11 protein-coding genes, 2 rRNA genes, 1 pseudogene and 1 riboswitch (1 of these 15 only partly in view) are annotated in these 14,243 nt (G+C 59.7%); of the genes and pseudogenes, 7 read left to right on the top strand and 7 right to left on the bottom strand.

Annotated features, from left to right (window positions below):
• Positions 1-25 precede the first annotated feature (25 nt).
• From leuC to LA321_RS09865, 3 genes are all read left to right on the top strand, one after another.
• Positions 26-1,423, top strand: coding sequence for a 3-isopropylmalate dehydratase large subunit (gene leuC, locus LA321_RS09875; RefSeq protein WP_042070189.1), 1,398 nt, complete (start codon positions 26-28; stop codon positions 1,421-1,423).
• 16 nt (positions 1,424-1,439) lie between these two features.
• A complete protein-coding gene (gene leuD / locus LA321_RS09870) occupies positions 1,440-2,039 on the top strand; it encodes a 3-isopropylmalate dehydratase small subunit (protein ID WP_042070191.1) in 600 nt (199 codons plus the stop codon).
• A 105-nt stretch (positions 2,040-2,144) separates the two neighbouring features.
• The gene (locus LA321_RS09865) at positions 2,145-3,071 is read left to right on the top strand and encodes a hypothetical protein (protein ID WP_042070193.1); all 927 of its coding nucleotides are present in this window, start codon (positions 2,145-2,147) and stop codon (positions 3,069-3,071) included.
• Positions 3,072-3,135: 64 nt separating this feature from the next.
• Here LA321_RS09865 and LA321_RS09860 read toward each other — a convergent pair whose 3' ends face one another.
• On the bottom strand, positions 3,136-3,426 hold the full coding sequence (locus LA321_RS09860) for a PilZ domain-containing protein (RefSeq protein WP_042070195.1): 291 nt from the start codon (positions 3,424-3,426) through the stop codon (positions 3,136-3,138).
• Positions 3,427-3,517: 91 nt separating this feature from the next.
• A riboswitch (TPP riboswitch) is annotated at positions 3,518-3,608 on the top strand.
• Positions 3,609-3,707: 99 nt separating this feature from the next.
• Here LA321_RS09860 and thiB point away from each other — a divergent pair.
• The 4 genes and pseudogenes from thiB to LA321_RS09840 form a co-directional block, all read left to right on the top strand.
• The gene (gene thiB, locus LA321_RS09855; RefSeq protein WP_042070196.1) at positions 3,708-4,688 is read left to right on the top strand and encodes a thiamine ABC transporter substrate binding subunit; all 981 of its coding nucleotides are present in this window, start codon (positions 3,708-3,710) and stop codon (positions 4,686-4,688) included.
• The gene (gene thiP, locus LA321_RS09850; protein WP_042070197.1) at positions 4,685-6,307 is read left to right on the top strand and encodes a thiamine/thiamine pyrophosphate ABC transporter permease; all 1,623 of its coding nucleotides are present in this window, start codon (positions 4,685-4,687) and stop codon (positions 6,305-6,307) included. The genes thiB and thiP overlap by 4 nt, the downstream gene beginning before the upstream one ends.
• A gap of 81 nt (positions 6,308-6,388) precedes the next feature.
• The gene (gene thiQ / locus LA321_RS09845; RefSeq protein ID WP_042070198.1) at positions 6,389-7,096 is read left to right on the top strand and encodes a thiamine ABC transporter ATP-binding protein; all 708 of its coding nucleotides are present in this window, start codon (positions 6,389-6,391) and stop codon (positions 7,094-7,096) included.
• Between the two features lie 30 nt (positions 7,097-7,126).
• Positions 7,127-7,261 (top strand): annotated as a pseudogene (locus LA321_RS09840) (thiamine ABC transporter ATP-binding protein); the annotation flags it as partial.
• A 69-nt stretch (positions 7,262-7,330) separates the two neighbouring features.
• Here LA321_RS09840 and LA321_RS09835 read toward each other — a convergent pair.
• The 6 genes from LA321_RS09835 to LA321_RS09810 all read right to left on the bottom strand — a co-directional run.
• Entirely contained in the window at positions 7,331-8,701 is a 1,371-nt protein-coding gene (locus LA321_RS09835) for a PhoH family protein (RefSeq protein ID WP_042070200.1), read from the bottom strand.
• Positions 8,702-8,909: 208 nt separating this feature from the next.
• The gene (locus LA321_RS09830; protein ID WP_026455905.1) at positions 8,910-9,593 is read right to left on the bottom strand and encodes a TSCPD domain-containing protein; all 684 of its coding nucleotides are present in this window, start codon (positions 9,591-9,593) and stop codon (positions 8,910-8,912) included.
• A 10-nt stretch (positions 9,594-9,603) separates the two neighbouring features.
• Positions 9,604-11,751, bottom strand: coding sequence for an adenosylcobalamin-dependent ribonucleoside-diphosphate reductase (locus tag LA321_RS09825; RefSeq protein WP_042070202.1), 2,148 nt, complete (start codon positions 11,749-11,751; stop codon positions 9,604-9,606).
• 210 nt (positions 11,752-11,961) lie between these two features.
• Positions 11,962-12,411, bottom strand: coding sequence for a pullulanase (locus LA321_RS09820; RefSeq protein WP_042070203.1), 450 nt, complete (start codon positions 12,409-12,411; stop codon positions 11,962-11,964).
• Positions 12,412-12,637: 226 nt separating this feature from the next.
• Positions 12,638-12,752: ribosomal RNA gene (rrf, locus tag LA321_RS09815) — 5S ribosomal RNA — on the bottom strand.
• 124 nt (positions 12,753-12,876) lie between these two features.
• Positions 12,877-14,243 (bottom strand): 23S ribosomal RNA (locus LA321_RS09810); it runs 1,522 nt beyond the window's last position.

Genomic DNA, 14,243 nt, shown 5'->3' with positions numbered 1-14,243 from the left:
GAATCGATAACAAGGAAACTGAGCAATGGCCAAGACCCTCTATCAGAAAGTATTCGACGCCCACGTGGTGCGGGAAGTGGAAGGCGAAACGCCCCTCATCTACATCGACCGCCACCTGGTGCATGAAGTGACCAGCCCGCAGGCCTTCGACGGCCTGCGCGCCATGAACCGCCAGCTGCGCCGCCCGGATCTGACCTGGGCCACCATGGATCACAACGTCTCCACCACCACCAAGGACATCGCCGCCTCCGGCGAGATGGCCCGCATCCAGATGGAGACCCTGGCCGCCAACTGCAAGGAGTTCGGGGTTCGCCTCTATGACCTGAACCACAAGTACCAGGGTATCGTCCACGTGATGGGCCCCGAGCTCGGCATCACCCTGCCCGGCACCACCATCGTCTGCGGCGACTCCCACACCGCCACCCACGGCGCCTTCGGATCGCTGGCATTTGGCATCGGCACCTCCGAGGTCGAGCACGTGATGGCCACCCAGACCCTGCAACAGGGGCGCGCCAAGACCATGCGCATCAGCGTACGCGGCAAGCTGGCCGAGGGGATCAGCGCCAAGGACGTGGTGCTCGCCATCATTGGCAAGGTCGGCCACGCCGGCGGTACCGGCTATGTGGTGGAGTTCGCCGGTGAGGCCATCGAAGGACTCACCATGGAAGGGCGGATGACGGTGTGCAACATGGCCATCGAGCTCGGCGCCAAGGCGGGCATGATTGCCCCCGATCAAACCACCATCGACTATATCCGTGGCAAGGAGTTCGCTCCCAAAGGTGAGGCACTGGAACAGGCCATCGCCTACTGGCAGAGCCTCAAGAGCGACGAAGGCGCCAAGTTCGACGCCGAAGTGGTGCTGGAAGCCGCCGATATCGCACCGCAGGTGACCTGGGGCACCAACCCGGGCCAGGTGATCGACGTCAATGCCCCCATCCCCTCCCCCGAGAGCTTTGCCGATCTCATCGAGCAGCAATCCGCCCGCAAGGCGCTGGAATACATGGGGCTCAATGCCGGCCAGAAGCTCACCGAGGTCGCCATCGACAAGGTGTTTATCGGTTCCTGCACCAATAGCCGCATCGAGGATCTGCGCGCCGCCGCCGCCATTGCCCGTGGCCGCAAGGTCGCCGCCGGGGTACAGGCGCTGGTGGTGCCGGGCTCCGAGCAGGTGAAAGCACAAGCCGAGGCCGAGGGGCTGGACAAGATCTTCATCGAGGCCGGCTTTGAGTGGCGCCTGCCGGGCTGCTCCATGTGCCTGGCGATGAACAACGATCGCCTGCAGCCAGGCGAGCGCTGCGCATCCACCAGCAACCGCAACTTTGAGGGGCGCCAGGGCCGTGCCGGCCGTACCCACCTGGTGAGCCCGGCCATGGCCGCCGCCGCCGCCGTTACCGGCCGTTTCGCCGACATTCGCGCGCTGTAATTACGAGGAGAACAAGATGACAGGGTTCAAACAGCATAAAGGGATCGTCGTCCCCCTCGACAGCGCCAACGTCGACACCGACGCCATCATTCCGAAGCAGTTTCTGCAGAAGGTAAACCGCACTGGTTTTGGCAAGCACGTGTTCCACGATTGGCGCTTTCTGGACGATGCGGGCCAGCAGCCCAACCCCGAGTTCGTGCTGAACCAGCCACAATTCGCCGGCGCCAGCATCCTCTTGGCTCGCGAGAACTTCGGCTGCGGCTCGAGCCGCGAGCACGCCCCCTGGGCGCTGGCGGATTACGGCTTCAAGACCATGATCGCCTCAAGCTTTGCCGACATCTTCTACGGCAACGCCATCAACAACGGCATGGTGCCGGTACGGCTGAAGGAGGAGGAGGTCGACGCCCTGTTCCAGCTGGTCGCCGCCCAGCCGGGCATCGAGATCGAAGTGGACTTGGAGGCCAATCAGGTGCGGGCCGGTGCGCTCAGTTTCAGCTTCGAGATCGACGAATTCCGCCGTTACTGCCTGCTCAACGGGCTGGACGCCATCGGCCTGACTCTGCAGCACGAGGCCGCCATCAGCGCCTTCGAAGCAAAACAGCCGAGCTGGATTTGACGAGCTGATTGCAATAAAACGAGTAGAATCAACGGGGAGCCTTGGCTCCCCGTTTTATTGTCCGGTCATGGGTGCCAGGGAGTGCGCACCTGCAAAGGAGTCTCGATGAAAGCCATGCCAGTTCCGCTGCTCGCCGCCCTGCTGTTTGCGCTGCCGGCCAGCGCCGAACAAACCTATTTCAATGTCAGTGGTGGCCAGAACAATGTCGGCTGGCAAGACAGCAAGGGAGAACGTCAGCAGCTCACCTACCGGCTGGAAGCGGGCAAGCTGCCTCCCCTCATCGCTTACCGCCCGGCACGAATGCAAGAAGAGGTGCTGCAGGGACTGCTGCGCCAGGTACGCCAGCAATACCCGGAGGTACAATTTACCCTGGCCCGCCCCTCACTCGAGCTGCACATGAAGAGCCGCAATCCGGACAAGGCCGGCGAGGCGATGGCCTGGCTGGAAGCCGAGCGCAACAAGGCCGAAGAGGCCTGGCTGCACAAGCACTACTTTCAATACTTCACCCCGCCCGATGGACAGCTGGCCGTCAAACAGGATCATGTGCGCATCGCGCTGGAGAGCCGCGGCGAGCTGGCCCCGCTGGCTGCCCAGCTCAAGCAGGAGGGTGGCACCGAAGTGGAGGCGCGCCAGAAAACGGCGGCCCATATGCTCACCTTCATCCAGAGCATTCCCTATCTGCAGCTGGACAATCTGGGGGGACGGCTGGGCAAGGGCTTTCTCACGCCGCGCCAAGTGCTGATGCAAAATCGCGGCGACTGCGACAGCAAGGTTACCCTGATGGCAGCCCTGCTTGCCCAGCTCTTTCCCGAGCTTAAACAGGCCATGGTCTTCGTGCCGGGTCATGCGCTGCTGGCCGTCGACTTGCCCGCCCAGCCCGGGGATGAGACCATCAGCTGGCAGGGGCAGACTTATCTGCTGCTGGAACCCACGGGGCCGGCGGAGCTCCCTCCCGGCCAGATAGCGCCGACCAGCAAGACGCTGATCGACAGCGGGCAACTGAGCATCCAGCCGGTGCAGGCAACCCCCTGACGGAGGCCAAAATAAAATCGACCGGCGGGTTGCCGGTCGATTCATGGGTCATATCAACAAGGGCTCAGCCGAGGGGTTGAAACTCGACGGCCAGCAGCAGCCCCTCTTCCTCTTCCAGTACCCGTATGATGCGGGCCTGGGCTTCGAAGGGGGGCAACAGGTTGTTGTTGGTGGCAAGGCTCACCCGGATGGGCTGATTTACATCCAGCCGGTATTCGGCAATGGCGATCCCCATGCCGTTGGCACTGAGGTCCCGGCAGATCCCCTCCAGCACCTGTTGTTGCTGAAAGATGGTAACGGGAGCATTGATGATCATGCGCTGGAAGGCGCGTCTTTCCTTGGTATTGGTTATCACGCGAGCATCCTCTGTTGTACTGGCGCCATCTCGACGGCCTGCAGAAACATAGTGCTGGCCTCCCCCCAAGAACGTTAATACAATGCGGTTCGTTTCTCAAACGGGGTGCGGCTTGCCGCTGAGATTATACCCGTATACCTGATCCAGATAATGCTGGCGGAGGAATTTGAGGCATGGCTCCCGTTGCGGGCGCCCTCATCCGCTGGCACTTCACAACCCCAGAGGTGCCATCGCCAAACACCATACCGATGGCACCTCGTGACTCACAGGGAGTGCCCTCGATGAAAACCCTGCTGCTGGTTGCCACCAGCCTGCTCTCGGCCAGCGCCTTCGCGGCCGATACCCTCACCGTTTACACCTACAGCTCCTTCGCCGCCGAATGGGGGCCTGGTCCCAAGATCAAGCAGGCCTTCGAGAAGGAGTGCGGCTGCAACCTCAATCTGGTGGCGCTGGAAGATGGCGTCGCCATCCTCAACCGGCTGCGACTGGAAGGCAAACACAGCAAGGCCGATCTGGTGTTGGGGCTGGATGATGCCCTGCTGAGTGAAGCCAAGCAGAGCGGCCTGTTCGCCCCTCACACCATCAAGCTGGATGGTCTGAAAGTGCCGGGCGGCTGGCAGGATGACACCTTCGTGCCCTATGACTACGGCTACTTCGCCTTCGTCTACGACAAGGAGAAGCTCAAGCAACCGCCCAAGAGCCTGAAAGAGCTGGTGGAACGCCCCGATATCAAGGTGATCTACCAGGATCCCCGCACTTCCACCCCGGGTCAGGGGTTGATGCTGTGGATGAAGAGCGTCTATGGCGACCAGGCTCCTGCCGCCTGGGCCCAACTTGCCAAGAAGACGGTCACCGTCACCAAGGGTTGGTCAGAGGCCTATGGCATGTTCCTCGATGGCGAGGCTGACATGGTGCTCTCCTACACCACCTCCCCGGCCTACCATCTCATCGCCGAGAGCAAGCCCCAGTATCAGGCAGCCGCGTTCGAAGAGGGGCACTATCGCCAAGTTGAAGTGGCGGCCAAACTCAAGAGCACGGCGCAGGACAAGCTGGCCAACCAGTTCCTGCAATTCATGGTGAGCCCCGCCTTCCAGCAGGAGATCCCCACCGGCAACTGGATGTATCCGGTGACAGACATGCCGTTGCCCAAAGGATTCGAGCAGATGATCACCGTCAGCAAGCCGCTGGCCTTCACTGCCGATGAGGTCGCCACCCATCGCAAGGAGTGGATCCGCGAGTGGTTGCAAGCCGTCACCCAGTGAATCGTCTCTTCGTGAAATCAGGAACTCGCCCTCTCTGGTGGCTGCCTGGCAGCGCAGCCACCGGCCTGATCCTGCTGTTGTCCCTGGGGCCGCTCGCGGCCCTGTTGTGGCAGGCCGGGGGGCTCTCCCCTCGCACCCTGCTGGCCGATCCCTACCTGCGCCACGTACTGGGTTTCAGCCTCGGGCAGGCGCTGCTCTCCACTTTGCTGAGCCTCGGGCTCGCCATCCCGGTCGCCCGCGCCCTGGCCCGGCGCCGTTTTACCGGTCGCCGCCTGCTGCTCAAGCTGTTTGGCCTCTCCCTGGTGCTGCCGGTGATCATCGCCATCTTCGGCATCGTCGCGGTACACGGCAAGCAGGGCTGGCTGCCGCAGTTGCTGCGCTCCCTCGGGCTGGATCCCGGCAACTACCTCTACGGTCTGTTCGGCATCCTGTTGGCCCACGTTTTCTTCAACATGCCGCTGGCGGCGCGCCTCCTTCTGCAGAGCATAGAGAGCATCCCAGAATCCTCCTGGCGCCTCGCCAGCCAGCTCGGCATGCGCTCCTCCCACATCTTCAGGCTGCTGGAGTGGCCGCTGATCCGGGCCCAGTTGCCGGGTCTGGCGAGCCTAATCTTCATGCTCTGCTTCACCAGCTTCACGACCGTACTGGCCCTCGGCGGCGGCCCCAAGTCCACCACCCTGGAGGTAGCCGTCTATCAGGCGCTGCGCTTTGATTTCGATCTCGCCACCGCCGGCGGACTGGCGCTGGTGCAGTTGCTGCTGACCGCCGCCCTGCTCCTGCTGCAGCACAAGCTGCAAACCACACCGGCCAACCGTCTGAGCTCACGCCGCCCCTGCTTGCGCCCAGACCGCCACCAGCCTGGCACGCTCGCGGTCGATACTCTGGCACTGCTCAGCGGGCTGGCCATCTTCCTGCCGCCACTGCTGGCCATCGTCGTGGCCGGTTTTCACCCCGGCCTGCTGACGGCGCTGAGCTCGAACCGGCTATGGCAGGCCAGTGGCCAGTCGATCCTGATCGCGCTCGCGGCGGGTACCCTGGCCACCCTGCTCGGGGCCGCCCTGCTGCTCACCAGTCGTCACCTCAAGGTACGTGAACACAAGCGCCGGGCCGCCGCCCTGTGGGAAGCCAGCGGTTCCATGATCCTGATGATCCCGGCCGTGGTGCTCTCCACCGGCCTGTTCATCATGTTCATGCCCTTCACCGACGTGTTTGCTCTCGGTCCCTGGCTGGTGGTGCTGGTCAACGCCCTGATGGCACTGCCCTATGTGCTACGCACTCTCTCCGCTCCCATGCAGCTGGTGGTACGCCAGTATGACCGGCTGGCCGACAGCCTGGGGGTACACGGCCTGCATCGCCTGCGTCTGGTGGAGTGGCCCCTGCTGCGCCGCCCGCTGGCCCAGGCGGCGGCGCTCTCCATGATCCTCTCGCTGGGGGATCTTGGCGCCATCGCCATGTTTGGTAGCCAGGAGCTCACTACCCTGCCCTGGCTGCTCTATCAGCAACTCGGCAGCTATCGCCTGACCGAGGCGGCCGCCACTGCCCTGCTGCTGCTGATGCTCTGTTTTTCCCTGTTCTGGCTAGTCGAACGGGGACTTGGAGGGAAACATGTCGAGCATTGAGCGACAAAGGAGCTTGCTCCCCTGCGTTACCGTGTCTGCGGCTGTTCTGGCTGGTCGAACGGACCCCTTGAGGAAGAAAGAATGCTGAACATTGATACCCTCGTCACCAGCTACCCGGATTGGCGCGTGAGCTTCACGGCGACGCTGCCGAAGGGGGAGATCACCGCGCTGATCGGCCCAAGCGGCGCGGGCAAGTCTACCCTGCTCGGCATGATCGCCGGCTTCGTGCCGGTGGAGTCTGGCGCTCTCAGCTTCGACGGCCAGGATCTGCTGCCGCTGGGGCTGGCCGAGCGACCGGTCACCACCCTATTTCAGGATCACAACCTGTTCCTGCACCTCTCGGTGTTCGACAACATCGCCATCGGCCTGCACCCAGGCCTGAGACTGACTCCTGCCCAGCGGGAACAGGTGAGAGATGCCGCTGCACGAGTGGGCCTTGGCGAGATGCTGACACGTCTGCCGGAGCAGCTCTCCGGTGGTCAGCAACAACGTGTGGGGCTTGCCCGTGCCTTGGTGCGTGGCAAGCCGCTGCTGCTGCTGGATGAGCCCTTCTCGGCACTCGATCCCGCCCTGCGCCGGGAGATGCTGGCCGAAGTCGCCCGCCTTGCCTGTGAACAGGGCATCACAGTGTTGATGGTTTCCCACAATCCGGAAGATGCCCAGCTTATCGCCGATCAGGTGCTCTTTATCGACGAGGGACGCATCGCCCTGCAAGGCACACCGGCCATCCTGCAACAGAGCGATCACCCCGGGCTGCTGCGCTACCTTGGCTGTACTCCCGCACCATAAAGGAACAATTAACAGCGATGGTTTCCCCCTCATTTCTCTGAAGATGCCCAGCTTATCGCCGATCAGGTGCTCTTTATCGACGAGGGACGCATCGCTTTGCAAGGCACACCGGCCATCCTGCAACAGAGCGATCATCCCGGGCTGCTGCGCTATCTGGGGCAATAAACCAGCGATGAGATCAAAAAGGGGAAGCCGGCTGGCTTCCCCTTTTGCATGGGCAGAGGCCGCCTGCAATCAGAGGTTTTCCTCAGCAAAGGAGGCGAGCTTGCTGCGCATCACCCCGTTCAGGAAGATGTTGGCACTGCCATCGAAGTCCTTGAATCGCTCGACTATGTAGGTCAGACCCGAGGTCACCGGGCTCAGGTAGTTGGAGTCGATCTGCGCCAGGTTGCCGGAGCAGACGATCTTGGTCCCCTCGCCGCAGCGAGTGATGATGGTCTTGATCTGGGAGGCCGTCAGGTTCTGGCACTCATCCAGCAGCACGAAGGTGTTCTGGATGCTGCGCCCGCGCATAAAGTTGACCGATTTGAACTGGATGTTGGCCTTCTCCATGATGTAGCTCAGCGACCCGTTCATGTTCTCGTCCTGCTTGTGTAACACCTCCAGGGTATCCGTGATGGCCGCCAGCCAGGGCATCATCTTCTCTTCTTCAGTGCCGGGCAGGAAGCCGATGCTCTCGGCGATTTCCGGGGTGTTACGAGTGACGATCACCTTGTCGTAGATCCCCTTCTCGATCACCAGCTCCAGGGCCGCCGCCATGGCCAGCAGGGTCTTGCCGCAGCCGGCCGGGCCGGTCAGGATCACCAGATCGATGTGGGGATCGAGCAGGGCGTCCAGCGCCATGCCTTGATAGACGTTTTTGGGATGTACGCCCCAGGCTTTGCGCGACAGCAGGCGCTCACGCCCCAGATCCTTGAGGCGGATCTTGTGGCCATCGTGGCTCAGCACCCGGGCCGCGAAGAAGTTCTCTTCATCGATCAGGTACTGGTTGACGTGGACGCCGTCCAGCAGCTTGTCATCAATGACGTGAATGGTGTCGCGGCCGTGGGTCTCGCTCTCGCACTCCCCCACCCGCTCCCAGAAACTTCCGGGCACCACCTGAAAGCCCTTGGCCAGCAGCCGGATGTCGTCGATCAGCTGGTCGCTGCGATAATCCTCCACGTGCGCCAGTCCGGCTCCCTTGGCCTTGAGGCGCATGTTGATATCCTTGGTCACCAGCACCACCTGGCGCTTCATCTCATGCTTTTGCAGATAGAGGGCGGCGTTGATGATGCGGTTGTCCGCCTCCTTGTCGGTGAACACCTCGGCATCCTGGGGCAGATGGTGATCGCTGAAGATGCAGATGTGGCCACTGGCCTCACCGGCCAGAGGAACGCCCTGGGTGATCTCGTCGGTCGAGGCATCGCGAAACACATCCTCCAGTGCCCGAATAGCCACCCGGGCGTCACGGCTGACATCCTTGTGGCGATCCTTGATGTTGTCGAGCTCCTCCAGCACCGTCATGGGGATCAGTACGTCGTGCTCTTTGAAGGAGTAGATGGCGAGGGGTTCGTGAAGCAGAACGTTGGTATCCAGGATAAACAGCTTTCGGTCAGCATTGTCCATAAGCATCCTCCTTGGCACTGAAGGTGCCACGTGTGTGAATCTCAGATGTCATTGAAACCACACGGCCGTGACAGTTTTATTACTTTCAACGCTACGCCCGATTTTACCATCGCGCAACAAATCGCTTGTTCACCCCGATCGTTTGCGCATAAAAGCAGCAAAAAAAAAAGACCGGCACTGTGGCCGGTCGCTTTGCTGGTTCATCTACTTAACCGCACTTGGAATCGCCGCAGTTGAGGCAAGTCATGCAGCCATCCTTCAGTACCAGCGCTTTGGTGTGGCACTTGTAGCAGAGCGCGGCATTGGCCGGGAAGCCATTGCCGGCCGACTGCGCTTCCTCGTTCTGCTCAGCCTGGAGTTCCGCCTGCTTCTCGGCCAGAAACGCCTGCTGGTGTTCATCCAGCCCGGGAGCCTTGAGCATGCCAATCTCGGTGAGGTGGGTCTCGATCACGTTGCCAATTTCGGCGATGAGGGAGGGAACATACTTGCCCTTGTTCCAGTAACCACCCTTGGGGTCGAACACGGAGCGCAGCTCCTCCACCAGGAAGGTGACATCCCCGCCCTTGCGAAAAACCGCCGAGATGATGCGGGTCAGCGCCACGATCCACTGGTAGTGTTCCAGGCTCTTGGAGTTGATGAAGATCTCGAACGGACGGCGAGTCTCATGAACAGTGCCTTCGTTGAGGATGATGTCGTTAATGGTGATAAACAGCGAGTGCTCGGAGACATGTTCCGGCGTCTTCAGCTTGTAGGTGGTGCCCATCAGCCGCTCCGGGCGCAGCACGGTCTCGTGCATGTGTACCACGTCGTCCTGCGGTGCCAGATCTTCTTGTGGCTCATCCCGGGTGTGCACCTTATAGGCGACGATTTTCTTGTCGATCTTCTTGACCATGATGTCGTTCTCAGAATTTACCGTAATAGCCTTCTTTCAAGGCGTCATAGAGGTTGGCAGCGGTGTGCAGCTCGCCGTCGTATTCGATCTCTTCATTGCCCCTGGCGGTGATGACGGAGCCATCTTCCAGAGTGAACTCGTATTGAGTGTTCTCCAGATCCTTCTCCTTCACCAGCACGCCCTGGAAGGCCTCCGGGTTGAAGCGGAAGGTGGTGCAGCCCTTGAGGCCGGAGTCCGAGGCATACATGTAGATATCCTTGAACTGCTCGAACGGAAAATCGGTCGGCACATTGGCGGTCTTGGAGATGGAGGAGTCGATCCAGCGCTGGGCCGCGGCCTGAATATCCACATGCTGGGCCGGGCTGATGTCATCGGCGGTGATGAAGTAGTCCGGTAGCCGGCTCGCCTCATCCTCGGCATAGGGCATGGCGGCCGGATTCACCAACTCACGGTAGGCCAGCAGCTCGAAGGAGTAGACATCCACGCTCTCCTTGCTCTTCTTGCCCGGCTTGATGACGTTGCGGCAATAGTGATGGGCAAAGCTTGGCTCGATGCCATTGCTGGCGTTGTTGGCCAGCGACAGCGAGATGGTACCGGTCGGTGCAATACTGCTGTGGTGAGTAAAGCGGCCACCTACTTCGGCCAGTTCGGCAACGAGCACGGGATCCACCTCGGCCACCTGTTGCATGTAGCGGCTGTAGCGCGCGTGCAGCACCTTGCCCTTCACCTTGTCGCCCAACTTGATGCCATCGGCAGCCATCTCGGGACGCAGTCGCAGCATCTTGCCGGTCACCTCGAACTCCTGTTCCATGATGGGAGCCGGGCCCTTCTCCTTCGCCAACTGCAGAGACTCCTGCCAGCCGGTCATGGCCAATTCCTGGGAAACCTGCTCGGTAAAGGCGACGGAGGCGGCAGAGCCATACTTGATCTGCAGCATGGTGAGGGTCGAGCCCAAGCCAAGGAAGCCCATGCCGTGACGACGCTTGTTTACGATCTCCTCGCGCTGCTTGGCCAGCGGCAGCTGGTTGATTTCCACCACGTTGTCGAGCATGCGGGTGAAGATGGCCACCACCTTGCGAAACGCGGGCCAGTCGAAGGCGGCCTGCTCGGTGAAGGGATCGCGCACGAAGCGGGTCAGGTTGACCGATCCCAGCAGACAGGCGCCATAAGGCGGTAGCGGCTGCTCGCCACAAGGGTTGGTGGCGCGGATCTCTTCGCAGAACCAGTTGTTGTTCATCTGGTTGACCTTGTCGATCAGGATGAAACCGGGCTCCGCATAGTCGTAGGTGGAGGTCATAATGACATTCCACAGCTTGCGGGCAGGCAGGGTCTTGTAGACTTTGCAGGCGACCTGCCCCAGCTCGTTGAAAACCACCCCTTCCTTGTTGGGCCAGTCGGCCCAAATCACCAGCTCCGGGTCGTCGAGCGCTATGCCATCCAGCTCCACCTCTTTGGCGGTGTAGGGGAAGATAAGCGACCAGGGAGCATCTTCCTTCACCGCCTTGACGAAGTCTTCGGTGATGAGCAGGGAGAGGTTGAACTGACGCAGGCGGCCATCTTCCCGCTTGGCCTGAATGAACTCGATCACATCGGGATGACGGATATCCATGGTACCCATCTGGGCACCACGACGACCACCGGCAGACGAGACGGTGAAACACATCTTGTCATAGATATCCATGAAGGAGAGCGGACCCGAGGTATAGGCACCGGCACCGGAGACAAAAGCACCGCGCGGACGAAGGGTCGAGAAGTCATAGCCAATGCCGCAGCCGGCCTTCAGGGTCAGGCCTGCCTCATGGACCTTGCCGAGGATATCGTCCATCGAATCTTCGATGGTACCGGAGACAGTGCAGTTGATGGTCGAGGTCGCCGGCTTGTGTTCGAAGGCCCCCGCGTTGGAGGTGATGCGGCCAGCCGGAATGGCACCATTGCGCAGCGCCCACAGGAAAGGTTCATACCAGGCCGCCGGATCCTGCTCCTGTTCGGCCAGGGCTCGGGCCACTCGCTGGTAGGTGTCATCGATGCTGCCATCGACGGGCACGCTATCCTTGCTTTTGAGGCGATACTTGCTATCCCAGATTTCGAGAGAGGTCTCTTGCAAGGGGATAAGGCGAGAGCCGGTTTCACTCGCCAGTACCGGTTCGGATTTAGCCATATTCAATCAACCTTATATGAATGCATCTAGGTCACCGTGCGGCAGAAAACACAACCAATAGTGACTTTAAATAAAAATGACACAATATATAGTACACCTGCCGCCATGAGGGCGCTGATTCTATCCTAAAAAAACGCCCCGGCCAGCAGATTTCTGGACCGGGGCATTTAACTGGTTCATTTCCTGAAAGATTTAACGTTCAGACTGAGCTCAGGGCTGTTTGACATATACGGTCGGCGTCTCGCCGGCCATATTCAGATAGAACTCGTAGACCCCGTCCACCTCTGGTGAAAATTTCATGTCTTCGTACTTGGAGCAGGGATTGACCGGCACAGCCTCACCACCCAGCACCGCAACGCCGTCACTCGGGCTCTTGTAGCCGAAGTTGGTGCCGCAGCTCCAGCCGGAGTCAGCAAATTTGAACTTGTAGGGGGCCCACTCTTTCTTGAGCGTGCCCTTGGCCATGTAGAGCTTGTCGGCCACCTTGACCACCTTGCTCTCATCGGTTGCCATCCAGTCATTCATCTCCCCTCGCAGGTAGATGGACTTGCCACCAAAATCGCCATTGCCGGCCGACGACTCAGCACCACCATTGGATGCACAACCGCCCAATACCAGGGTTCCCGCCGCCAGTATCATCGTTACTGTTCTTTTGAACATATGTCCATTCCTCAAATTATTGTGATTCCTTGGTCCATCGTGGTGGACTGATGAATTAAACCAGAGCGGGGATCACAAGAAAGGTAGAGGCATCACATTCTGTTCTTTTCATATCCAGCAAATACCTGTCGTGAATAGATACTGAACGAATGAAGCGGGGCATCGAAAACACTGAATTTCAGGCAATAAAAAACCCCGCTCACTGAGCGGGGTTTTCGTGTTGGGTGCCTGGCAGTGTCCTACTCTCGCATGGCGAATGCCACACTACCATCGGCGCTACCGCGTTTCACTTCTGAGTTCGGCATGGGATCAGGTGGTTCCACGACGCTATGGCCGCCAGGCAAATTCTTCAATCCAGAAAGCTGACGTGAATAACGACCTAGCTAGTTTGCTTTGTCATTATCACTGAATTTATAAGTAGTTCATGCACTTGCTACAAGGCCAGAAACACTTCTTGGGTGTTGTATGGTTAAGCCTCACGGGTAATTAGTACGGGTTAGCTCAATGCATCGCTGCACTTACACACCCCGCCTATCAACGTTGTGGTCTCCAACGGCCCTTCAGGACCCTCAAGGGGTCAGGGATGACTCATCTCAGGGCTCGCTTCCCGCTTAGATGCTTTCAGCGGTTATCGATTCCGAACTTAGCTACCGGGCAGTGCCACTGGCGTGACAACCCGAACACCAGAGGTTCGTTCACTCCGGTCCTCTCGTACTAGGAGCAACTCCCTTCAATCATCCAACGCCCACGGCAGATAGGGACCGAACTGTCTCACGACGTTCTGAACCCAGCTCGCGTACCACTTTAAATGGCGAACAGCCATACCCTTGGGACCGACTTCAGCCCCAGGATGTGATGAGCCGACATCGAGGTGCCAAACACCGCCGTCGATATGAACTCTTGGGCGGTATCAGCCTGTTATCCCCGGAGTACCTTTTATCCGTTGAGCGATGGCCCTTCCATTCAGAACCACCGGATCACTATGACCTACTTTCGTACCTGCTCGACCTGTCCGTCTCGCAGTTAAGCTGGCTTATGCCATTGCACTAACCTCCTGATGTCCGACCAGGATTAGCCAACCTTCGTGCTCCTCCGTTACTCTTTGGGAGGAGACCGCCCCAGTCAAACTACCCACCAGGCACTGTCCGCGACCCCGATTCAGGGGCCTGCGTTAGAACATCAAACATACAAGGGTGGTATTTCAAGGACGGCTCCAGCGCAACTGGCGTCACGCCTTCAAAGCCTCCCACCTATCCTACACATGTAGGTTCAATGTTCAGTGCCAAGCTGTAGTAAAGGTTCACGGGGTCTTTCCGTCTAGCCGCGGGTACACCGCATCTTCACGGCGAATTCGATTTCACTGAGTCTCGGGTGGAGACAGCATGGCCATGGTTACACCATTCGTGCAGGTCGGAACTTACCCGACAAGGAATTTCGCTACCTTAGGACCGTTATAGTTACGGCCGCCGTTTACCGGGGCTTCGATCAAGAGCTTCGCTTGCGCTAACCCCATCAATTAACCTTCCGGCACCGGGCAGGTGTCACACCCTATACGTCCACTTTCGTGTTTGCAGAGTGCTGTGTTTTTGATAAACAGTCCCAGCCATCTGGTCACTGCGACTCCCGTCAGCTCCATCCGCAAGGGACTTCACCAACAAGAGCGTACCTTCTCCCGAAGTTACGGTACTATTTTGCCTAGTTCCTTCACCCGAGTTCTCTCAAGCGCCTTGGTATTCTCTACCCGACCACCTGTGTCGGTTTGGGGTACGATGACTTGTAATCTGAAGCTTAGAGGCTTTTCCTGGAAGCAGGGCATCAATGGCTTCCGCACC

The sequence above is a fragment of the Aeromonas enteropelogenes genome, from assembly GCF_020097295.1.
In the GTDB taxonomy this organism is placed as follows: Bacteria; Pseudomonadota; Gammaproteobacteria; order Enterobacterales; family Aeromonadaceae; genus Aeromonas; species Aeromonas enteropelogenes.
The sequence above is the reverse complement of the archived record's forward strand: the minus strand, read 5'-3'. Positions and strand labels throughout refer to the sequence as shown.